Raw genomic sequence first — 20,704 nt, 5'->3', positions numbered from 1 at the left:
CTCCCGGTGTTGCCCTTTCCCGGGGTGCGTACCCATGTGTTGGAAGGCCCCTGTGTTGAAGGCCGGGTTTCCCGGCCGGTGTCCATGGCCGTTCACAGCGAGGAGAGCCTGAACGTGCGAGACAGAAACGCTTCCACCCCCCGCGCTTCCGCTGCGGGCCGGTCGCTCCGGCGCCGGCTGGCCAAGGCCATCGACCGGATCGTGGAGGGGGTGCTCGACGGCATCGCCGGGCTGGCGCAGCCGGCCCCGGTGCCCGTCCCCGTCCGCGTGCGGCCGGACCGCCGCCGCCGCTGAGATCCCGTCGGCGCCGGCACTCCGTCCCGGGCATCCGCCCCGGCCGGACGCCGGCAGGCGCAACGCCGGGAGGGGCGCAAAGCCGGGGGGCCGGAGTACCCCCTAGGGTCGCGGTCTTCCCTGCATGCGCCCCCGCCGACGGTGGAGCCTTCTTTCCCGGCCCGCGTTAGCGCTCTCGTGTCCGGCCCCCAGGGGTCCGGGCCGTCCCCCTTCGTGGACAGCGCGAGCGAGCCGAGATGGCATCCGAAGACGTCATTCCCTTCCGCGAGGCGACCCAGCGGGACCGCGAGCTGCGCTCCCAGCGCCTGACGCGCCTGCTGACCGAACAGCAGGCCGTCTCCCTGCGCGACCAGTTCCTGAAGCTGAAGCGGCGCAAGTGGCTGGTGCTGGGCACCATGCTGGTCGTGACGCTGCTGACCGTGCTGCTGGTCGAGCAGATCACGCCCACCTACACCGCCACCTCGACCGTGATGATCGAGCCGCGGCAGCAGCGCACCCTGGACGTGGAGGCCGTCGTCTCCGGCCTGCCGCCGGACGTGGAGACGATCCAGGGCGAGATCGCCATCATCACGTCGCGCGGGCTGGCGCAGAAGGTGATCGACAAGCTCGACCTCGCCCGGCTGCCGGAATTCAACCCGACGCTGGCGGAGGAGATGGGGCTGGACGGCGGGCCGATCGACGGGCTGACGGACGGGCTGCGCGGCATCGTCGGCTGGGTCGGCGGCCTGTTCGGGGCCGAGCCGGCGCGCCAGGGTCCCGACGATCCCGAGGCGGAGCTGCGCACCCGCATCGTGAACCGCTTCCTGGACCGGCTCAGCGCCGCCCCGCGCGGGCGCAGCCGTGTCATCCAGATCGCCTTCACCTCCACCGACCGGCAGTTGGCGGCCAGCGTCGCCAACACCGTCGCCGACCTCTACATCCTGGAGCAGCTCGAGGCGAAGTACGAGGCGACGCAGCGGGCGACGGACTGGCTCAGCGCCCGGCTGACCGACCTGCGTACCCGGACCGAGGCGGCGGAGCGCGCCGTGGAGGAGTACCGGGCCCGCGCCGGGCTTCTCCAGGGGGAGAACACGACGACCCTGGCGACGCAGGAGCTGTCGCGCCTGAACGCCGAGCTGGTGATCCTGCGCAGCGCCACCGTGGAGGCCGAGGCGCGGCTGCGCGCGGCGGAGCGGGCGCAGGGCACGACGGATGCCTCGTCCCTGCCGATGGCGGTGTTGCAGAGCCCGCTGATCCAGTCCCTCCAGTCCCAGCAGATCGAACTGAACCGCCGCTACGCCGACCTGTCCGAGACGTTCGGCGAGCGCCACCCGCAGATCATCAACATCAAGGCGGAGATGGCCGAACTGGCGACCCGCATCCGCGGCGAGGTGAACAAGATCATCGGCGGCCTGCGCAACGAGGTCGCCATCGCCCGCGAGCGCCAGTCGGTGGTGGAGAAGGAGCTGGAGCAGATGAAGACCGCCGCCGGCGAGCGCGGCACCTCGCTGGTGCAGCTCCGCTCGCTGGAGGAGGAGGCGGCCAGCAACCGGCTGCTGCTGAACACGCTGATGGAGCGGTTCAACGAGACGACGCTGCAACAGGATCTCCAGCAGGCCGATGCGCGGGTGATCTCCCCCGCCCCGGTGCCGCAGGCGCCGTCGGCCCCGAACAAGCCGCTGCTGGTGGGGCTGGCGCTGTTCTTCTCCCTGGTGCTGGGCGTCGTGCTGGCCTTCATCGCCGAACAGCTCGACCAGGGTTTCCGCTCGTCCGAGCAGCTTACCGCCGCGACCGGCCTGCCGGCGCTGGGCATGCTGCCCGTGATCGGGCGGCGGCAGCGCGCCGGCATCGCCCCGGCCGACTTCTTCCTGCGCAAGCCCCGCTCCGCCTTCGGCGAGGCGGTGTCCAGCGCCGTCGCCAGCCTGTTCCTGAGCACCGGCGACCGGCGGCCGCGCACCGTGATGGTGACCTCGGCCCTGCCCAACGAGGGCAAGAGCACGACCTCCATCAATCTGGCGCGGGCGGTGGCGCAGAGCGGCATGCGCACGCTGCTGATCGACGCCGACCTGCGGCGGCCGACCCTGCACACCCAGCTCGGCCTCTCGCTGCAGCCGGGTCTGGTGGAGTATCTCCAGGACAAGGCGACCTTTGAGGAGATCATCCAGCGCGATCCGCGCAGTTCGCTGGACGTCATTCCGGCCGGCGGGCATGTCGCCAACCCGGTCCATTTCCTGGCCGCGGACCGGACCCGCACCTTCCTCCAGGGCCTGACCAAGTACTACGACTTCGTGGTGGTGGACAGCTCGCCCGTCATGGTGGTCTCGGACAGCCGCATCCTCGCGCGCTACGTGGACGAGACGGTGTTCGTCGTCCGCTGGGCCCGCACCCGGCGCGAGCATGTGCTGCACGCGCTGCGCCAGTTGCTGGAGGCGGGCGGCGATCTGGGCGGCGTCCTGCTGACCATGGTCAACACCCGCCGCCATGCCGACTACAGCTTCGGCGACAGCGGCCAGTACCATCTCGGCCCGCGCTACTACGAGCGGTAGGGCCGAGTGTGACCGGGGAGCGGCGTCGGGATCAGCCTTCGGGGAAGTTGCGCGCCCAGACGGGGGCCAGGGCGGGCAGGGCCTCGGCCCGCTCGCAGGCGGCGATCACCCGGGGCGCCACGACCCGGATGCGGTCGCGCCCCGGCCGCCAGCGGCTGAGCGTGGCGGCATAGATGTCCAGCAGGGTGGGCTCCGCACCCAGAAGCCAGGGACCCGACAGCCGGGGACCCGGCAGCAAGGGGGCGGGGTCCAGCGCCTGTTCCAGGGTGCGCCAGCAGGACAGGATGCGCGCCACCGTGGCGGTGCGCAGCTCCCGCTGCGCCGCCTCACCCCCGACCCAGCGTTCGGGGAAGTCGCCCACCGTGTACATGGGGTAGACGGCCCCCGCCAGGAACAGCAGCCAGCGCAGGAACGGCGCCCGGGCCGGATCGCCCGGCGCCGGGGCCAGCCGGGGGTGGCGGTCCGCCAGCCAGAGCAGGATGGCCGCGCTTTCCGTCAGCACCGTACCGTCCTCCAGCAGCAGGGCCGGCACCTGTCCCATCGGGTTCACGGCATGCAGCCGCGCCACCGTGGCCGGGTCGCCGCCAGGGTCGGTCAGGATGTACTCATAGGGTTCGCCGGCCAGGGTGAAGGCGGCTTCGACCGCCGCCGAGCCGCAGCCCGGGCATCCGTACAGGGTCGGCATCCTTATCCCCCCTTCAGGCCCCCCTTCAGGCCCCCCCTTCAGGGTCATGCCGCCGGGGTCTGCCGTCGGCGTCGGCACAGGGAAACGCACAACGCCGCCGGGAGCAAGCGGCTCCCCAGCAGCCGGCCCCCCTGCGGTCAGTTCCGTGGCGGCCCGCCGGCTCAGTCCCCTCGGGGCTTGCCCTTGTCGGTACCTCCGGCCGGAACCGTGCTGCCGGGAACGGCGTCGGCGGGCGTGCCCAGGCCGGCGCCGGGTTCGGGCGTGTGGCCGCTGCTGGCGCCGCCGCCGTAGTCCAGGCCGCCGGCCCGATTCCCGTCGATGCGGCCGTCGCGCACCTGCTTTTCCAGGCTGTCGGGCTTTTCCAGGCTGTCGGGCTTTTCCAGGCTGTCGGGGGTTGCCTTCGCCCTCGCGCCGGGGGGCTTCGCGTCGCCGGGGCGGTCGGCCATGGTCGTTCTCCTGCCGGGGGTGTCTCGGGGTCCGGCAGCGGCAACAGGGGCAGGGTGCCGGAGTTCCGCCCCGGCGCCTGCTCCCGGCGCCCGCCCCTATTCCGCCGCGCCGCGCAGCGGCTCCGGCTCCGGCCGGTTCAGCAGCGACACCCCGTCCAGGGAGTTGGGGACCGGCGCCCCCATCAGGTGCAGGATGGTGGGGGCCATGTCCGTGCCGTGGCCCTTGGGCAGGGAGCCGTGCGGGATGCCCGGACCGGCGATCACGGCGAAGCCTTCGGAGGTGTGGCTGCCGGTGCGGCGGTAGGGCACCGGCCCGATCCGGCCATGCACCGGATGGTCGGCCACGTCCGCCGGCACCGGGTCCCACTCCACCACCAGGTCGGCCTCGGCCAGGGTCGGGTCGTCGGGCAGCGGGTTCGCCCGGGTGCGGTGGACGGTGCGGGCGATGGGGCGGCCGTTGCGGGGGTTGACCAGGTCACGGATGGTGCGGGCGATGTCCTCGCAGGTCCGGTCGTAGTCGGCCGGATCGACGATGCCGTTCGCCTCGCGCCCCTTCAGGTTGATGCGGACATAGCCGTCGGCGAAGCTGGGCAGGGCGAAGGCCCGCATCTGCGGCCAGCAGTTGGCGTACCACATGGCCGGGATGAAGCGCAGATCGTCATAGTGATTCGGGTGCGCCGGCCCGCCGCCCCAGCCCAGCCGCTTCTCGATCTCCCAGGTGTAGTCGAAGCGGGCATGGCGCCGCGCCAGCCGGCGCAACGGGTTGACGTCCACCTTGCGCGCATAGACCTCGGCCGCCCAGTGGCGGTCGCGCAGCAGGCTGCGCGGCTCGGGCAGGGGGGCGCCCGGCGTGCCATCAGCGAAGGCGGCCCGGCCCATGCTGTAGCGGTACATCAGTTCGGGCAGGAAGAACATGCTGGGCAGGTCCATGGAGTTGCCCTCCATGCCATGGACCGAGAACAGCAGCACCCGCGCATCCGCCGGGGCGGCCTCCAGGATGCGGGCGCAGGCGCGGTCCACCTCCTCCTGGACCTGGAGCACGGGGTCCACCCCGTCGGCCGGCGGCTCGTACAGCGGATGCGCCGGGTCGGAGCGGTGCCAGAGCGCGTGCCCGGCCGAATGCGGCTCCCCGAACACGGTCAGGAACAGGTTCCAGCGGTCGCGCCGCATCAGGTCGGCGCAGATCTCGCCCCGGCGGCGGATGCCGGTCAGCATCTTCTCCAGGAACGGCCCCTCGCGCCCGGTCTCCCAGGGCTCCAGATTGTCGTCCAGGAAGGCGGGGTGGTCGCCGTGGCGGGCGATCAGCTCGTCCATCAGGCCCGGCGGGCTGGAGGCGCGCGGGGTCTGCGGCGAGTGCGCGCCCCAGGCCAGCGCCTGCACCCCGGACACCCGGTCGGAGATGACGGACTGCGGCACGTCGAAGACGGCGACCTTCCAGTCCGGTCCCAGCGCGTAGAAGGGCGGCACCGGGTCGAAGCCGTAGCCGCCGCGCTGGCGCACCGAATAGGTCAGGGCATCGTACAGGATCGGCGTCCAGTAGCCGGTGCGCTCGGGCACGCTGCCGGTCAGGAACGTGGTCCAGGGCAGCTCGGCGGAATAGACGGCGAAATTGTCCAGTTCCGCGTGCAGTCCTTCGTTCCAGAGCCGGGCCAGGGTCGGCAGCCGGCCCTCGCGCATCCAGCGCTGCACCAGCGTGTGCTCGGCGGAATCCAGCCCGATGGCGATTACCGGACAGGTCATGGTCACCTCCCTCTGGCTCCCCGCCCCCGGTCGGGACGGAACATGGATCTCCGGGCAGCGTTGCCGCCCGGACAGGAACACCCCTACCCAGGAACACCCCTACGGCGGTTGTGGTTCGCTTCCCTGTGCGTCCGCGGGAGGCGGGAGCGACGTGCCCCGGCCGGGGTAACGCGACCGGGGCACTTGGGCCGGGCGTCGGGAACCGGCGTGCCCGTCCGCCCGTTCGCTTCCCGACGCCCGGGCCGCGACGCGCGGGTTCCCTTGCCGCCAGCCGTCCCTCGGGACGCCTCATCGGGACGCCATGCAGAACCAGACCGTATCCAAGTCCGCTGCCGCTTGCCCCGGCCCGCGCATCGCCGCGATCGTCTGCACCCACAACCGCGCCTGGCATCTGGCCCGCGCGCTGGACAGCCTGCGCGCCCAGACGCTGGCGCCCGCGGCGTTCGAGGTCGTGGTCGTGGACAACGGCTCGACCGACGACACGCGCGACGTCATCGCCCGCGGCATCGCCGGCGCGTCCAACATGCGCAGCGTGTTCGAGCCGGTGCTGGGCCTCTCCCGCGCCCGCAACACGGGCTGGCGGCAGGCGCAGGCCCCCCTCATCGCCTATCTGGACGACGACGCCGTGGCCGGGCCGGACTGGCTGGAACGGCTGCTCCGGGCGTTCGCGGACCCGCGTGCCGGCGTCGTCGGCGGCCGCATCCTGGGCGACTGGGAGGTGCCGCGGCCGGCCTGGCTGGCCAGGCAGCTCCTGCCCAGCCTGACCGTGATCGACTGGGGCGAGCGGCCGTTCACGGTGCGGCCGCCCTGCTTCGTGGCCGGCGCCAACATCGCCTTCCGGCGCGAACACCTGGAACGGCTGGACGGCTTCTCCGAGCATCTGGGCCGCAAGGGCGGCCTGCTGCTCTCGGCGGAGGAGCGGGAGATGACCCGGCGGATCGAGGCGCTGGGCTTCGAGACACGCTATGAGCCGGCCGCCTGCGTGCGCCACTGGGTCGGGCGCGAGCGGCTGACCCAGGCCTGGTTCCTGGAGCGCGCCCACTGGCAGGGCGTCTCCGAGGCGCTGGCGGAGATGGACGGCCGCACCCTGCCCCAGGCCGAGCGCGAGGCGCGCGCCCGGCGGCGGCTGTTCGCCCGGCAGGTGCTGAAGAACCGGCTGCTGGCCCTGCTGGGCAACCGCAGCCGGCCGCGCCTGTTCGTGGCGCATGTCGATATCGCCCGCGCCCGCGCCTATGCCGAGACGCTGCGCCGCGGCGCCGCCCCGGCAGAGGCGGTGGCACCGGAGCCAGCCCCCGCCCTCGGGCGCTGATCCGGGGCCGCGGTCCTCTGGCGCCGGCGCCCGCGCACGGGTAGAAAGGCGGCCATGAGCGACCTGACCGCCCTGATCGACGCCCTGCCCGACGCCCGTGTGCTGGTGGTGGGGGATGTCATGCTGGACCTGTTCACCCATGGCAGCGTCGAGCGCATCTCCCCCGAGGCGCCGATCCCCGTGCTGCGGGTGGAGCGCGAGACCGCCATGCCGGGCGGCGCCGGCAACGTGGCCTGCAACCTCGCCGCCCTGGGGACGCAGGTGCGCCTGCTCTCCGTCGTGGGGGAGGACGCGGCCGGTGCCCAGGTCCGCGCCCTGGCGGCGGAACGGCTGGGCGGGGCCGACGGGCTGCTGTCCGATGCCGGCCGCTGCACCACGCGCAAGACCCGCTTCCTGGCCGGCGGCCAGCAGCTTCTGCGCGCCGACAGCGAGACGGTGGCGCCGCTCTCCCCGGCGCTGGCGGACGCGCTCGTCGCCCGCGCCGTGGCCGCGCTGGACAGTTCCGCCGTCCTGGTCCTGTCCGACTACGGCAAGGGCGTGCTGACCGCGGCCGTGACGGAGCGCCTGCTGGAAGCGGCCGCGGCGGCCGGGCGGCCGGTGCTGGTCGATCCCAAGGGCACCGACTTCGCCCGCTACCGCGGGGCGGCGGCCGTGACGCCGAACCGCCGCGAACTGGCCCTGGCCAGCGGCCTGCCGGTCGGCACGGATGCCGAGGTGGAAATAGCCTCCGCCCGCCTGATCGCCGCGGCCGGGATCGGCGCCGTCGTCGCCACCCGCAGCGAGGAGGGCATGTCCGTCGTCCGCGCCGGTCCGCAGGGGCCGGAGGCGACGCACCTGAAGGCCGAGGCGCGGGAGGTGTTCGACGTCTCCGGCGCCGGCGACACGGTGGTGGCGACGCTGGCCGCGGCCCTGGCCACGGGGGCGGACCTGGCGGACGCGGCCCGGCTCGCCAACCTCGCCGCCGGCATCGTCGTCGGCAAGGTCGGCACCGCCGTGGTCCGCCCCGACGAGCTGCGGGCCGCCCTGCACCGGCAGGACTGGGCGGCGGGGGAGGCCAAGTGCCTCGGCCTCGACGCCGCACAGGAGCGGGTCGCCCGCTGGCGCCGCAAGGGCCTGACGGTGGGCTTCACCAACGGCTGCTTCGACCTGCTGCACCCCGGCCATGTCTCGCTGCTGGCGCAGGCGCGGGCCGCCTGCGACCGGCTGGTGGTGGGGCTGAACAGCGACGCCTCCGTCCGCCGGCTGAAGGGGGAGACGCGGCCGGTGCAGGGGGAGGCGGCGCGGGCCACCGTGCTGGCCTCGCTGGCGGACGTGGATCTGGTGGTGATCTTCGAGGAGGATACACCCCTGCGCCTGATCGAGACGCTGCGGCCCGACGTGCTGGTCAAGGGCGCCGACTACACGGTGGAGACGGTGGTCGGCGCCGGGCTGGTGCAGTCCTACGGCGGCCGCGTCCTGCTCGCCGATCTGGTGGAGGGGCAGAGCACCACCCGCATGGTCGGCCGCATGCGCGGCTGACGCCGGCGGCCCGGACCGGGACCTCCGCCCGCTACAGGACCCGGCCGGGGTCCTCCAGCCGGTGCAGCCGGGCGGCGGCGGCCTGGGCCGCGCGCAGGGTGACGGCCTTGCGCCGGGCGGCGGCCAGCTTCAGCACCGGCGCCTCGCGCAGCACCTCCGCCCCGAAGGCGTCCGCCACCATCAGGCCGCAGCCGTCGGGGATCAGCTCCTGCGGGAAGTCGGCGGCGACGGCGAAATAGAAACAGTCGCAGAACTCCCGGTAGTCCGGCCATTTGTGGTCGGCGCGGAAGTCGGCGACGCAGCTCTTGACCTCCACGATCAGCACGCCGCCATCCTCGGCCAGCCCGAACACGTCGGCACGGCGGCCGTTCGCCAGCGGGAACTCCACCAGCGTGGCGATGCCACGGTCCGCCAGCGCCCGGCGCACCCCGCGGGTGATCGCCGCGGCGGCCTCGGACGGGGGACGCGGCAGGGCGGGCAGCGCGCCCGTCATGATGCGAGGTCCGTCATGATACGAGGCCCGTCATGATGTGAGATCCGTCATGGTACGGATCATGAACGAACCCGCCCCGCCTGCCAAGCGCGGGGGGGCCAGGCACGGGCGGGCAGCAGAGGCGGGAAGGGCGACGCGGAGCCGGCCCGGAGATGCAGAAAAGCAAAGGCCCCACCGGGGGGGGTGGGGCCTGGAAATCGACGCCGTGCCGGACTTGCAATCGCCCGGGCACGGCCGCCCCTGGAGGGGTCTTAGATGCGGATGGCCCCTGGAAGCCGATGGTTCGTGGGCTCAGAGCCGCTGACCACCTGAATCTGTGCTAGCGCAGGTGCCTTGTCAATCCACCCAACCCGAGGGCGCTGAGCACGCAGCCTCTCACCTTGCGCATGTCGTCCTCGGGGATTGGCGCGGTCCTGTAGAGGCGTCGTCCCCTCTCGTCCTTCCCGATCCTTGGAAAATCCAGCCGGTGGAAACCAACGGCATAGATCATATCTCCCTTTACCCAGCGAAGCTGGTCTCCCCAGGGCTCCGGCAGGGGCGGATCAAGCCTGATCTGGCAATGGTAGGGCATCCTCGGGCGGGGGTCTTCCATGCTCAGCGCCACGACAGTGCAAAGGCCGGCACGGACGCTGATCTTCGGACTGACGACGATCACGGGCCGGCGCTTCACCATTTCGGGTTCCTTGAACCCCTGGTCGAAGTCGCAGAGGAGAACAGTGCCGGCAGGAGGGTGATCTTGAATGGGCATCGCAGCCCTGAGATGTTTTCCGGCGAGCAGGAATCCGATGAGAATAGGATTGGAATGATGATTCGCGCCAGAGGCATTCTCCCCTGCTTCCGTGCAGCTCATGGGACTCTTTCCGGCATGGGGAGCCGGCCTGGAGGAGCGCCATTCCCTCGACAAGGGGCCGCGATGTCCTGGCGCCTGGATGGAGCGGGTCAATGCTCACCGTGATCGACGCGCTGGAGGCGCCGCATCCCCTGGCCGGCAACGGGGCCGTCTGGCGGGTGGTGACGGACGGGGTGATGGGGGGCATCTCCCGCGCCGTGCTGGCGCGCGAGACGGTGGCCGGCCGTCCCGCCCTGCGCCTGCGCGGCGAGGTGCGGCTGGAGAACGACGGCGGCTTCGTCCAGATGGCGCTGGACCTTGCTCCGGACGGCGGGCCGGTGGATGCCGCCGGCTTCGCCGGGCTGGAACTGGACGTGCTGGGCAACGGCGAGGGCTATGGCCTGCACCTGCGCACGACGGACATCGCCCGGCCCTGGCAGTCCTACCGCCAGGGCTTCGCCGCGCCGCCGGCCTGGACCACCGTCCGCCTGCCCTTCGCCGGGTTCGTGCCGCACCGGACGGACGTGCCCCTGGACACGCGGCGGCTCCGCCGGGTCGGGCTGGTCGCCATCGGGCGTGCCTTCGCCGCCGACCTGTCGCTGGGGCGGCTGGCCTTCTACGGCCCGGCCTGACGCCCTGCGCGCCGACCGACGGCGGCAGGCTCAGAGCGGCGGGACGCCAGCGCTGCGCTGCCAGCTTTCCGCCAGTTCCATCAGGCGGTGGGTCTGCGCCCGCTGTCGCCGCTGTGACAGCCAGAAGGCGCCCCACATCACGGCCAGCAGGAGAAGCCAGAACAGGCCGAGCTGACGCCAGTTGCCGCCGGCGATGGTCAGCACCAGCAGGAACAGCGTCACCACGACCGAGATGACGATGTAGGCGATCCGGGTGCGCAGGAAGGCCGCCTCGTCGCTGGAGGCGAAATCCTCTGCCAGGGTCTGAAGCTCACGGCCGGCCTGCTGCCGCGCCTGGGTAACCGGGTCCATGCTCGCTCCCTCTCAAATCCGGGTGAGCCCAGCCTGCCCCAGCCGGCGCGCGGAATCGAGCCCCCATGCTGTCTTGCCCCCGTGGCGTCCCTCCTGCGGCGCCTCTCCTGCGTCCGTCAGGCCGAGCCGGCCGGCGGCATGGAGGCGAAATCGTCCTCCCGGTCGCCCAGCAGGCGGCCCAGCGCCGCCACGGTCATGGCCAGCGCCGCCTCGTCATCGTGGCCCATCCGCTTCAGGTTCTCGTAGACGCCCTGGGCCAGAAGCTGGGCCAGCCGTTCACGGTCGTCCTGGCTCAGCGAGGCGAACAGCGCCTCGCTGCCTGCGCGGGCGCGGCCCGGCCGGCTCCGGCGCTCCGCCAGCACCCGGTCGATCGCCTGCTCCAGGTCCGCGATGCGGTACCAGAGGTTCTTCTGCATGCTCTCCTCGCGGCGCTGCACGCCAGGAGAGCTAGGCCGCACGCGCCCTGCGTCAAATGCCGCCGCCCGTCGCGCGGGGAAACGCCGCTGCACCGCACCGCGCTGCGGACCATGCGCGCCCTTCGCATTTGCCCGGTCAGGTCCTATGATGCCCCGGGGCCGCTCCGGCCCGACCGCACACCGACCACAGATGCTTTCCGTTGAAATCTCGATCGTCGTCCTGCTGATCCTCCTGAACGGCTTCTTCGCCATGTCCGAGCTGGCCGTCGTCTCCGCCCGCCGGGGCCGCCTGCAACAGATGGCCGAGGAGGGCAGCCACGCCGCCCGTACCGCGCTGGCCCTGCAGGAGGACCCGTCGCGGTTCCTCTCCGCGGTGCAGATCGGCATCACCCTGATCGGCATCCTGAACGGTGCCGTCGGCAGCGCCACCCTGGGCGACCGGCTGGGCCGGGTGCTGGAGACGGTGCCGTCGCTGGCCGGCTACGGCGCGCTGCTGGGCACGGCCATCGTCGTCGTCATCATCACCTATCTGTCGCTGATCGCGGGCGAGCTGGTGCCCAAGCGCATCGCGCTGAACAATGCCGAGCGCATCGCCGCCTTCGCCGCCCCGGTGATGTCGGGCCTGTCGCGCGCCACGGCGCCGTTCGTCTGGCTGCTGGGGGCGTCGACCGAGGCGATGCTGAAGCTGCTGCGTATCCCGGACAGGCCGGACTCCACGGTGACCGAGGAGGAGGTCAAGAGCCTGATCGCCGAGGGCACCGCCAGCGGCGTGTTCGAGCCGGAGGAGAAGCGGATGATCGAGGGCGTGCTGCGCCTGTCGGACCGCACCGTCCGCTCGATCATGACGCCGCGGCTGGACGTGGACTGGCTGGACGTGGACGCCGATCCCGACAGCCTGCGCCGCGACATCCAGGAGGCGGGCCATTCCCGCTACGTCGTCTGCCGCGGCGACCTGGACGACGTGGTCGGCGTCGTCCACATCCGCGACCTGCTGGAGGCGCAGTTCGCGGGGCGCCCCCTCGATCTGCGCGCCGCCACCCGCGACGCCCTGGTCGTGCATGACGGCACCGAGGTCATGCGCCTGCTGGAGCTGTTCAAGAAGACCGGGCAGCAGATCGCCGTGGCGGTGGACGAGTACGGCTCCGTCGAGGGCGTCGCCACCCTGACCGACGTGATGGAGGCCATCGCCGGCGACCTGCCCGAGGCGGGGGAGGAGGGCGAGGAGGCCGACGTGGTCCGCCGTGCCGACGGCTCCTACCTGATCGACGGCATGCTGGCCGTGGAGGAGGTGGAGAGCCTGCTCTCCCTGCGCAGCCTGCGCGACGAGGACGGCGAGTACCACACCATCGCCGGCTTCGTGCTCTTCAAGCTGGGCCACATCCCCAAGGCCGGCGAAGGGTTCAGCCATGACGGCTGGCGCTTCGAGGTGGTGGACATGGACGCCCGCCGCATCGACAAGGTCATGGTCTCCCGCCTGACGCAGCAGGAGCCGTAGGGCGCGGGCGCCAGTCCCGCGGGTTCCGGCCCGCTACTCCAGCAGGATCGTTCCCGCCGGCGCCGGGTCGGCGTACAGCGCCCCGACCAGGGCGGCGCGGCGCTCCTGCGTGGCGCGCTGGTTGATGTAGCCCTTGTCCGTGATCTCGCCCGCGTCCATCGACGGCGGCTCGGTCAGCAGCAGCAGCGCCCGGACCCGGGTGCTCAGCCCCGGATTGCGGGCGTTCCAGTCGCGCAGGCCCTGGCGCAGCCGGCCCTGCACGGCGGGATGCGCCAGCAGCATGGCCGGCGGCAGGCTGCCGCCGGGATCGTCCGCCAGCTTCTGGCAGCCCATCAGGTTGGGCCAGGCCAGCAGCCGCACGTCGTCGCGCGACAGGCCGCAGACGACGGCGTCCAGCAGCACCGGAGCGCAGGCGTCCAGCACCCCGATGCGCAGGGGGCCGACATGCACCCAGGTGCCGGAGGTCAGCTTGAAGTCCTCCACCAGCCGGCCGTCCATGATCAGCCCCTGGGCCGGGTCGCGCGGGTCGATCAGGCGCCCGGCGTCGCCGGTGCGGTAGAACCCCTCCTCGTCGAAGGCGGCGCGGGTCCGCTCGGGGTCCTTGTAATAGCCCGGCGTCACGATGGGGCCGCGGATGCGCAGCTCGAACTTGGTCCCCACCGGGGCCAGCTTCAGCTCCACCCCCGGCAGCGGCAGGCCGATGGTGCCGGCGGCCTCCGGCAGCGCCGCCCAGTGGACGCTGGTCGCGGTCGGCGCCGTCTCCGTCATGCCGTAGCCGGTCAGGAAGGGGATGCGGCTGCCGGTCGTGCGCACGGCATGGTCCTGCATCTTCTGCCAGACCTCCAGCGGCAGCACCGCCCCGCCATAGGCCATCGCCTCCAGCCGCGAGAAGAAGCTGCGGCGCAGCGCCTCGTCCTGGTCCAGGGCGGCGGCCAGCATGGCATAGGCGACCGGCACGTTGCCGTAGGTGGTGGGGCTGATCTCCCGCAGGTTCCGCACCGTCTCCGCGAACTGGCCGGGCAGCGGCTTGCCGGCGTCGATGTAGAGGGTGCCGCCGGTGCGCAGGTTGGCGTTGAAGTTCTGGTTGCCGCCGAAGGTGTGGTTCCAGGGCAGCCAGTCCAGATGCACGCCCGGCGCCGGGAAGCGGGTGGTGGCGGCCGACATGGCCTGGTTCGCCGTCATCATGCCCTGGGTGTTGATCACCGCCTTGGGCATGCCGGTGGAGCCGGAGGTGAACAGGTATTTCGCCACCGTCCGCGGCCCCGTGGCGGCGTGGGCGGCCTCCACCCGCGCGCGCTCCTCCGCGTCCAGCGGGCCGCCGACCAGCTCGTCGAAGCGCAGACAGGCTCCAGCGGGCGCGGCGCCATCCGGCACGACGACCGGCACGTCCGGCCCCAGTTCCTCCCGCGCCACGGCGATGGCGCGGGCGTAGCGTCCGCCATGGTCGGCGAAGACCAGCCCGGGCCGCAGCAGCGCCGCGATGTGGCGGATGCGGGCGCAGTCCTGGCTCAGCAGGCTGTAGGCCGGGCTGGCCGGGGCCACCGGCACCCCCACCGTCAGCGCCCCCAGCATCAGCAGCGCGTGCTCGATGCCGTTGCCGGACAGGATCATCACCGGCCGCTCCGGTCCCAGCCCCAGGGCCAGCAGGGAACGGCCGATCCGGTCCGCCCGCTCGCGCGCCTCGGCATAGGTCAGGCCGCGCCAGTCGCCCCAGCGCCCGTCGGGCAGCGCCTCCCGCTGCACCAGCATCGGCCGGTCCGGCGCCTCCGCCGCCCAGCGGCGCAGCCAGTCGATGACGCTGCGCGCCGGCGGCTCCATGGACAGGCCGGAACGGAGCAGGATGCAGCCGTCGGGCCGGTGCTCCACCACGACATCGGGCGGGATCAGGCCGGTGTCCCGCCAGGGGATGCCGGTTTCCGGAGCGCGGGCGGAGTCCGGGTGCGGGGCTGGAATGCTGTCCATGGGCGACCTCCCTCGTGGTCGTGCGTCCCACTCTCAGCCGTGCCCGGGATCACGTCCCGGGATCGTGCCCGGCGGTCCGCTTCTGGTTCTGTTTTTGTTTTTGTTTTTGTTTCTGTGTTTCTGCTTCAGGTCGGCGGGACACCGCCCGCCGCCGCCCGGTCCGATGCCGGGTTCCGCTGAGTGTAGCAGCCCCGCCCGCCCCCGCAATTCCCCACCCGCACCCCGCCCGCCCCGTCCGCAGGGCGGTGGGGCGAAGGGAAATGGAAGAGGGGGGAGCGTCGCCCCCGCGCGGAACGCAGCAGGGGGCGACGGCGTTTCCCGCGTGGGCCGCGGGGCTTCTGCCGCGGCATGGGAGGAGAGCGAGAGATGAACGCGCAGGCCAACGCCGTGCAGACCCCCGCGCCGGAGGACCGGCCGGCCATCGAAGGCGGGGTGGTTCCCTATCTCCAGGTGGACGGCGCCATCGAGGCGGCCGCCTTCTATGGCCGGGCCCTGGGGGCGGAGCAGCGGGCCATCCGGGCCGCCGACCAGAAGGGCCGGACCATGCATGTCCACATGCTGATCAACGGCGGCTCGGTCATGCTGAGCGACCCCTGTCCGGAGCAGGGCTATCCGCAGCAGCCGGCCCAGGGATTCACCCTGCTGCTCGCCGTGGACGATGTGCAGGCCTGGTGGGACCGGGCCGTGGGCGCCGGGATGACGGAGGCGATGCCGCTTCAGGACATGGCCTGGGGCGACCGTTACGGCCAGCTCCGCGACCCGTTCGGGGTGACCTGGGCGCTGGCTTCTCCGATCCGCTAGAGGTGCGGGGCCGATACGTGCGGGGCCGGACCCAGGGTGTCAGTGCCGGGCCCGCCAGCCGGGGCTTTCCGCGTCCAGGATGCGTTCAAGCTGTCCGACGCGGTCCTCCAGGCCGGCGGCGCGGGCCGCAAGCTCGGCCGCCGCCCCTTCGGACAGGCCCTGGGCCTTCGCCTTCCGCCAGCCGGTCATGTGGTTCATGACGATGGCGACGATGGGGATCGCCAGGGCGAACAGCGCAACGAGTTGACCACCGCTCAACATGTCGGACTCCGTCAGGCATCAGGTCGGGGGTGTGGGGAAGGAGGATCGGGGCGCCCGGCGCGGGACCGCCCGGCTCAGGGCCTCCCGGATCGGGGCCTCCCGGATCAGGGGCGCCCGGCCAGCCGGCCGATCTCGCGGTCGAGCTGGTACTCCTTGCTGGTGACGTGGCGTTCCATGTCGGCCACGCGGCGCTCCAGCTCGTCGAACACCCGGAAGCGGCGGCGCAGCTCGACCTCGCGCTGGGCCGCCTTGATCTCCAGTTTCTGCCAGCGCCGCATGTGTGACGTGACGATGCTCACGATGGGGATCAGCAGGGCGACGATCGCGATCAGATGTCCGGTGGTCATGGCCCCTCCATCCGCGGGCAGGACCCGCGTCACTTCTTCTTTTCAAGGTCCCGGAACTGGCGGTGCAGGTCGTACTCGCGGGAGGCGACGTAGCTCTCCATGCCGCCGATCTGCCGGTCCAGCTCGCGGAACTTGGTCTTCAGGCCCGCCAGGGTCTGGTCGGGCCGGGTCGTGACCGACCGCCAGAACCGCTCCTCCTCCTGGCTTTCGTAGAGGTGGGAGGGCCGCTCCTTCAGCACGATCCAGAGCACGACATAGCCGGCCACGATCGCGAAGAAGAAGAAGGGCAGGCCCAGCAGCAGCCCCAGCCGGACGATCCAGGCATCGACATTGATGTAGTCGGCGATCCCGGCGCAGACGCCGGCCAGCTTGCCGTCCTGGGTGTTGCGGTAGAGCCGGTGCGGGTTGGGCGACCGGAACATCGGGTCCATCTGTGGCATCGAAGACGCCTCCCTGGTCGGGTCGTGGTCCGTGTCGTAGCCGCCGTAGGCGTCCCGGCCGGGGGCGGGACCCTGTCCCGTCCCCCTGGCCGTCCCCCGGCCCGTCCCGCGGTCCATTCCCCGGTCCGTCCACGGGTCCTTGCCCCCCCGGGACATCCCGATGCCGCCCAGACCGAGATACTCGCTCCAGCTCTGGCCGGGGTCCTTGCCCAGGAGATCGCGCTCCCAGTCGAACCCCGGGCGGCCGCCACGGCTGCGCATGCTGCTGTAGCGGTGCTTGCGGAAGGGCGGCGGGCCGCCACCCCTGTCATAAGGATCGCTCATGGTGCCTTGGCCCTCCAGCCCGGTGCCTCGGCATCGAGGATCTTCTCCAGCGACCGGATCCGGTCCTCCATCTGCGCCGCGCTGTGCCAGAGATCGGCCAGCATCTTCTCGTCGTCGGCCGAGAGCGTCTTGGCGATGCGCCATTTGGTGACGTAGTGGAAGATGATCCAGATCGGGGCGACGATGGTCAGGAACGCCACCGCCACGACAAATGCGCCTTCAGGCATCTTGAGCCCCCTCTTGGGTCGAACCCGCCACGCCACTTACTCCGGTTGAGACTTCGCCGCCAGCCTGGCCTTCAGCGCCTGCAGCTCCGACTCGACCTTGGAGTCGGCTTCGAGTTCCGCGATCTCGTCCGCCAGGCTCTTCTTCTGGCCCATCGCCATCACCTCGGCCTTGCCCTCCAGCACGTCGAGATTGCGCTCGACCTGCTCGAAGCGGGTGAAGGCGTCGGTGATGCGGTTGTCATAGAGCTGGGTGCGGACCTTGAGCTGGTTCGTCGCCGTCTTGTGGCGGGCCACCAGGGCCTTCTCGCGGGCCTTGGCGTCGGCCAGCTTCTGCTGGAGCTGCCCGATGTCCTCGTTGGTCTTGGACAGGGCCTCGTCCAGCCGGGCCAGCTCCGTCGCCATGGACTCGGCGGCCTCGGCCAGCTTGGCCTTGGCGACCAGGGCCCCCTTGGCCAGATCGTCACGGTCCTTGCTCAGCGCGAACTCGGCCTTGCGCTGCCAGTCCTCCGACTCGCGCCGCAGGTCGGCCAGCTTGCGCTCCAGTTCCTTCTTCTCCGCGACGGTCTTCACGGCGGAGGACCGGACCTCGACGAGGGTGTCCTCCATCTCCTGAATGATCAGGCGGATCAGCTTCTCCGGATCTTCGGCGCGATCCAGGATGGAGTTGATGTTCGAATTCACGATGTCGCCGAGACGGGAAAAGATGCCCATGTCACGGGTCTCCTTCAGGCAAGGGCGATGAAAAGGTTGCTCATCACGGTGGCGACCGCAAGGATGATCCAGGCCTCCGCCGGTACGGCGCGGAAATCCTCGTAGAGGGTCCGCAGCACGCCGTCGGTCCGGCGGGCGAAGAAGCCCGTCCCCGGGGCGCGTTCGCACCGGATTTCCCGACCGAACGTCTCCGTCCGTGGGAGGTGTCCGGTTTGGAAGGTCTGGTCTGTCATCGTCACTGTCCCCCTTCGTGAGAGAAGGTCTGCTTCCGGTCGGGGACATATCAGCAAGCACCGTGCCAACCGTCCCTGTCCGCCGGAAATCCTTGGAAATCAAGGCGGATACCGCGATCGGTCTTGACCACCCCAGTGGCCGGGTTTAGCATCCGGACCATTCCTTGGCGGTTCTCGCCACTCGGTCGCCGATCACACCAATCCCGCTTCTCCGCCTTCGGGGAAGCCGGGGGCGACCGCCCGAAACGGCCCCGGCGCACCCGGCCCGGGACCCCAGACGCAGGGGGGACACATGCCCGCCGCCGCCAGCCCGCCGTCGCTGATCGGCCAGGCCCCCGCCTTCACGGCGCTGATGGAGCATGTCTCGCAGGCCGCAGCCCTGAACCGTCCGACCCTGGTGATCGGGGAGCGCGGCACCGGCAAGGAGCTGGTGGCCGCCCGCCTGCACTATCTGTCGCCGCGGTGGGACCGGCCGTTCGTCAAGCTGAACTGCGCGGCCCTGTCGGAGACGCTGCTGGAGACGGAGCTGTTCGGCCATGAGGCCGGCGCCTTCACCGGCGCGCAGAAGCGTCATGTCGGCCGCTTCGAGCTGGCCGACGGTGGCACCCTGTTCCTGGACGAGATCGCCACCGCCAGCCTGCGGGTGCAGGAGAAGATCCTGCGCATCATCGAGTACGGGGAGTTCGAGCGGGTCGGCGGCACCCAGACCCTCTCGGTGGACGTGCGGGTGGTGGGGGCGACGAACGCCGACCTGCCCCGGCTGGCGGACGAGGGGAAGTTCCGCGCCGACCTGCTGGACCGGCTCTGCTTCGACGTGCTGACCATCCCGCCGCTGCGCGCCCGGCCGGAGGACATCCCGATCCTGGCCGAACACTTCGCCGTCGCCATGGTGAAGGAACTGGGCAAGCCCTTCTTCCCCGGATTCGCGCCCCATGCGCAGCAGCGCCTGCTGGCCTATCCCTGGCCGGGCAACGTGCGCGAGCTGAAGAACGTGGTGGAGCGCGCCGTCTACCGGGCGCCGGAGAGCGACCGGGCGATCGAGGAGATCGTCTTCGACCCCTTCAGGTCGCCCTGGCGGCCGACGCAGATGGCGATCTACGACACGGCCCCGGCGACACCCCCGGGCGCGACTCCCGTCACCGTCGCCCAGCCTCCGACTCCGGGCGACGGGGTGGAGCGGCTCTGGCCCGCGGACGGCGGGGCCTGCGACTTCCTGGGCAAGGTGGCGGATTTCGAAAAGGCGCTGCTGCGCACGGCGCTGGAGCGCAACCAGTTCCACCAGAAGCGCGCCGCCGCCGACCTGGGGCTGAACTACCACCAGTTCCGCGGCTATCTGCGCAAGTACGAGCTGCTGGAGCGGCGCTCCGGCCCGCGCCCCGTCGGCGAGGACGAGGAGGCCGAGCGGGAGGAGGCGTGACACGCCGCCGCCGGCGTTCCTCCCGGATGCGGCCGGCGCGGCAATCCGCCCGCTTCAAGCCCGACCCCGGCCCTGGGTTAACTGGTCCTTCGGAAAGACGGCAAGGCGTCGGGGGAGGCCATGCTGCCCACGGTGAGGTTGACGGTGCGCGAGGCGGCCTTCGTCTCCGGCGTCAGCCATGAGCATATCGCCAAGGCGTTCGACGAGCATGCGGTGGAAAGCGTGGCCAGTGCGCCGCGCCGGCGCGAGCTGGACATCGTCCGCACCGTCGTGATCGCCGTGCGCGAGGCGCTCAAATCCTATCCGACCCATCTGAAGGAGGCGGCGCAGCAGGCCGTGCAGCGTGCCCTGCGCGACGCCCGCAGTCTGGCCGACATCGTCGATGTGGAGGTCGCGGACGATTTCGTCGTCACCCGGGTCCGGCTGCGCGATCTGGCCCGCACGGTGCAGGGCCGGATCGACCGGCTGCGGCAGTTGCGCGAGCTGATCGTCGTGGCGCGGGCCGACGGCCGCACCGGCGCCCCGGTCTTCCGCGGCACCCGCGTGCCGGTGCGTCAGGTGGCCGTCCTGGTGCGCGAGGGCGCCGACCGGCGGGCCGTCCTTGCCGCCTTTCCCGGCCTGACGGAGGAGATGCTGGAGATGGCCCTGCTCTATGACGAGCTGCACCCCCGCCGGGGCCGGCCCAGCCGCGGCGGCCCGGCGGAGTAGCCGGCTGCCGGCGGCGTCAGACCCCGTCCATCTCCCGCAGCCGCTCCTCCATCCGGTCGATCAGCCGGGTCAGGGCGGCGCGGTCGTCGGGCGGCAGCGCGTCCAGGAGCTGCTGCTGCCAGGCCAGCGCCAGCGGTGCTATCCGCTCATAGAGCGCGCGGCCCGCCGCCGTGAAGCGGAGCTGCAGCAGGCGCTGGTCGTCGGGATGCACCGCGCGGGACAGGAAGCCACGGTCCACCAGCGCCGCCACGGCGCGGCTGACCTTCGCCTTGTCCATCTGGCTGCGCTCGACGAGGTCGTTGGAGCTGAGCGGCTGTTCGCGCCCCAGGATCGCCAGCACCCGCCATTCCGGGACGCTGATCCCGAACTGTTCCTGGTAGCGGGTGGCGAGCGCCTTGCTGATCCGCTTCGCCAGGACGTTGATGCGGTAGGGGATGAAACTGTCGAGCTGGAGCATGGGACCGCCATTCTGCGTTGTCGGACGGTCGCGCGGCCCCGGCATCGTTGCAAGCGCAACATTGTCGCCCTAGTATCGTTCCA

Annotated in this window: 24 protein-coding genes; 9 read left to right on the top strand and 15 right to left on the bottom strand. The window is 71.8% G+C overall.

Features of this window, described 5'->3' with window-relative positions:
- Positions 1 to 84: 84 nt before the first annotated feature.
- Entirely contained in the window at positions 85 to 294 is a 210-nt protein-coding gene (locus tag RC1_RS12160) for a hypothetical protein (protein WP_041785345.1), read from the top strand.
- Between the two features lie 236 nt (positions 295 to 530).
- Positions 531 to 2,819, top strand: coding sequence for a GumC family protein (locus RC1_RS12155; protein ID WP_012567696.1), 2,289 nt, complete (start codon positions 531 to 533; stop codon positions 2,817 to 2,819).
- Positions 2,820 to 2,850: 31 nt separating this feature from the next.
- On the opposite strand, the gene RC1_RS22525 is transcribed toward RC1_RS12155, so the two are convergent.
- The 3 genes from RC1_RS22525 to RC1_RS12140 all read right to left on the bottom strand — a co-directional run bounded on the left by RC1_RS22525 (position 2,851) and on the right by RC1_RS12140 (position 5,690).
- A complete protein-coding gene (locus tag RC1_RS22525; protein ID WP_012567695.1) occupies positions 2,851 to 3,504 on the bottom strand; it encodes a glutathione S-transferase family protein in 654 nt (217 codons plus the stop codon).
- Between the two features lie 161 nt (positions 3,505 to 3,665).
- On the bottom strand, positions 3,666 to 3,950 hold the full coding sequence (locus tag RC1_RS12145) for a hypothetical protein (protein ID WP_012567694.1): 285 nt from the start codon (positions 3,948 to 3,950) through the stop codon (positions 3,666 to 3,668).
- A gap of 96 nt (positions 3,951 to 4,046) precedes the next feature.
- Complete coding sequence (locus RC1_RS12140; RefSeq protein WP_012567693.1) at positions 4,047 to 5,690, bottom strand: alkaline phosphatase family protein; 1,644 nt, start codon at positions 5,688 to 5,690, stop codon at positions 4,047 to 4,049.
- Between the two features lie 301 nt (positions 5,691 to 5,991).
- Here RC1_RS12140 and RC1_RS12135 point away from each other — a divergent pair, with 301 nt between their 5' ends.
- Both RC1_RS12135 and rfaE1 read left to right on the top strand, forming a co-directional pair.
- On the top strand, positions 5,992 to 6,999 hold the full coding sequence (locus RC1_RS12135) for a glycosyltransferase family 2 protein (RefSeq protein WP_012567692.1): 1,008 nt from the start codon (positions 5,992 to 5,994) through the stop codon (positions 6,997 to 6,999).
- 54 nt (positions 7,000 to 7,053) lie between these two features.
- A complete protein-coding gene (rfaE1, locus tag RC1_RS12130; protein WP_012567691.1) occupies positions 7,054 to 8,517 on the top strand; it encodes a D-glycero-beta-D-manno-heptose-7-phosphate kinase in 1,464 nt (487 codons plus the stop codon).
- A 31-nt stretch (positions 8,518 to 8,548) separates the two neighbouring features.
- Here the strand turns inward: rfaE1 and RC1_RS12125 are convergent, their stop codons facing one another.
- Positions 8,549 to 9,010 (bottom strand): MmcB family DNA repair protein, encoded by a 462-nt coding sequence (locus tag RC1_RS12125; protein WP_012567690.1) that lies wholly within the window; start codon positions 9,008 to 9,010, stop codon positions 8,549 to 8,551.
- Between the two features lie 319 nt (positions 9,011 to 9,329).
- Positions 9,330 to 9,860 carry a type II toxin-antitoxin system PemK/MazF family toxin gene (locus RC1_RS12120; RefSeq protein ID WP_202795539.1) on the bottom strand — a complete coding sequence of 177 codons (531 nt, stop codon included), beginning with the start codon at positions 9,858 to 9,860 and terminating at the stop codon, positions 9,330 to 9,332.
- A 92-nt stretch (positions 9,861 to 9,952) separates the two neighbouring features.
- Between RC1_RS12120 and RC1_RS12115 the strand changes: the two genes are divergently transcribed.
- Positions 9,953 to 10,471, top strand: a complete 519-nt coding sequence (locus tag RC1_RS12115; protein ID WP_012567689.1) for a CIA30 family protein — start codon at positions 9,953 to 9,955, stop codon at positions 10,469 to 10,471.
- Between the two features lie 30 nt (positions 10,472 to 10,501).
- On the opposite strand, the gene RC1_RS12110 is transcribed toward RC1_RS12115, so the two are convergent.
- Both RC1_RS12110 and RC1_RS12105 read right to left on the bottom strand, forming a co-directional pair.
- On the bottom strand, positions 10,502 to 10,822 hold the full coding sequence (locus RC1_RS12110) for a hypothetical protein (protein ID WP_012567688.1): 321 nt from the start codon (positions 10,820 to 10,822) through the stop codon (positions 10,502 to 10,504).
- A 116-nt stretch (positions 10,823 to 10,938) separates the two neighbouring features.
- Complete coding sequence (locus tag RC1_RS12105; protein WP_041785341.1) at positions 10,939 to 11,238, bottom strand: hypothetical protein; 300 nt, start codon at positions 11,236 to 11,238, stop codon at positions 10,939 to 10,941.
- Between the two features lie 190 nt (positions 11,239 to 11,428).
- Between RC1_RS12105 and RC1_RS12100 the strand changes: the two genes are divergently transcribed.
- On the top strand, positions 11,429 to 12,733 hold the full coding sequence (locus RC1_RS12100; protein WP_012567686.1) for a hemolysin family protein: 1,305 nt from the start codon (positions 11,429 to 11,431) through the stop codon (positions 12,731 to 12,733).
- A 33-nt stretch (positions 12,734 to 12,766) separates the two neighbouring features.
- Here the strand turns inward: RC1_RS12100 and RC1_RS12095 are convergent, their stop codons facing one another.
- Positions 12,767 to 14,695 carry an AMP-binding protein gene (locus RC1_RS12095; RefSeq protein ID WP_012567685.1) on the bottom strand — a complete coding sequence of 643 codons (1,929 nt, stop codon included), beginning with the start codon at positions 14,693 to 14,695 and terminating at the stop codon, positions 12,767 to 12,769.
- A gap of 366 nt (positions 14,696 to 15,061) precedes the next feature.
- Here RC1_RS12095 and RC1_RS12090 point away from each other — a divergent pair, with 366 nt between their 5' ends.
- Positions 15,062 to 15,496, top strand: coding sequence for a VOC family protein (locus RC1_RS12090; RefSeq protein ID WP_012567683.1), 435 nt, complete (start codon positions 15,062 to 15,064; stop codon positions 15,494 to 15,496).
- 39 nt (positions 15,497 to 15,535) lie between these two features.
- On the opposite strand, the gene RC1_RS12085 is transcribed toward RC1_RS12090, so the two are convergent.
- The 6 genes from RC1_RS12085 to RC1_RS12060 form a co-directional block, all read right to left on the bottom strand.
- Positions 15,536 to 15,757 carry a phage shock protein B gene (locus tag RC1_RS12085; protein ID WP_012567682.1) on the bottom strand — a complete coding sequence of 74 codons (222 nt, stop codon included), beginning with the start codon at positions 15,755 to 15,757 and terminating at the stop codon, positions 15,536 to 15,538.
- 104 nt (positions 15,758 to 15,861) lie between these two features.
- Positions 15,862 to 16,104 (bottom strand): hypothetical protein, encoded by a 243-nt coding sequence (locus RC1_RS21775; protein WP_012567681.1) that lies wholly within the window; start codon positions 16,102 to 16,104, stop codon positions 15,862 to 15,864.
- A 29-nt stretch (positions 16,105 to 16,133) separates the two neighbouring features.
- Positions 16,134 to 16,868 (bottom strand): envelope stress response membrane protein PspC, encoded by a 735-nt coding sequence (pspC, locus tag RC1_RS22185; RefSeq protein WP_012567680.1) that lies wholly within the window; start codon positions 16,866 to 16,868, stop codon positions 16,134 to 16,136.
- The gene (gene pspB / locus RC1_RS12070; RefSeq protein WP_012567679.1) at positions 16,865 to 17,095 is read right to left on the bottom strand and encodes an envelope stress response membrane protein PspB; all 231 of its coding nucleotides are present in this window, start codon (positions 17,093 to 17,095) and stop codon (positions 16,865 to 16,867) included. Before pspB ends, pspC begins: the two co-directional genes overlap by 4 nt.
- Positions 17,096 to 17,131: 36 nt before the next feature.
- Positions 17,132 to 17,806, bottom strand: coding sequence for a phage shock protein PspA (gene pspA, locus RC1_RS12065; RefSeq protein WP_012567678.1), 675 nt, complete (start codon positions 17,804 to 17,806; stop codon positions 17,132 to 17,134).
- Positions 17,807 to 17,820: 14 nt separating this feature from the next.
- A complete protein-coding gene (locus RC1_RS12060) occupies positions 17,821 to 18,039 on the bottom strand; it encodes a hypothetical protein (protein ID WP_012567677.1) in 219 nt (72 codons plus the stop codon).
- 292 nt (positions 18,040 to 18,331) lie between these two features.
- On the opposite strand from RC1_RS12060, the gene pspF reads away from it, so the two are divergent.
- A complete protein-coding gene (pspF, locus tag RC1_RS12055; protein ID WP_012567676.1) occupies positions 18,332 to 19,456 on the top strand; it encodes a phage shock protein operon transcriptional activator in 1,125 nt (374 codons plus the stop codon).
- Positions 19,457 to 19,576: 120 nt separating this feature from the next.
- Complete coding sequence (locus RC1_RS12050) at positions 19,577 to 20,164, top strand: DUF433 domain-containing protein (protein ID WP_012567675.1); 588 nt, start codon at positions 19,577 to 19,579, stop codon at positions 20,162 to 20,164.
- 16 nt (positions 20,165 to 20,180) lie between these two features.
- On the opposite strand, the gene RC1_RS12045 is transcribed toward RC1_RS12050, so the two are convergent.
- Positions 20,181 to 20,621, bottom strand: coding sequence for a MarR family winged helix-turn-helix transcriptional regulator (locus tag RC1_RS12045; protein WP_148213442.1), 441 nt, complete (start codon positions 20,619 to 20,621; stop codon positions 20,181 to 20,183).
- Positions 20,622 to 20,704: the final 83 nt, after the last annotated feature.

Origin of the sequence: Rhodospirillum centenum SW (assembly GCF_000016185.1) — a bacterium.
Taxonomy (GTDB): Bacteria; Pseudomonadota; Alphaproteobacteria; order Azospirillales; family Azospirillaceae; genus Rhodocista; species Rhodocista centena.
Note: the sequence above shows the minus strand (reverse complement) of the source record. Positions and strands in the feature narration are given on the sequence as shown.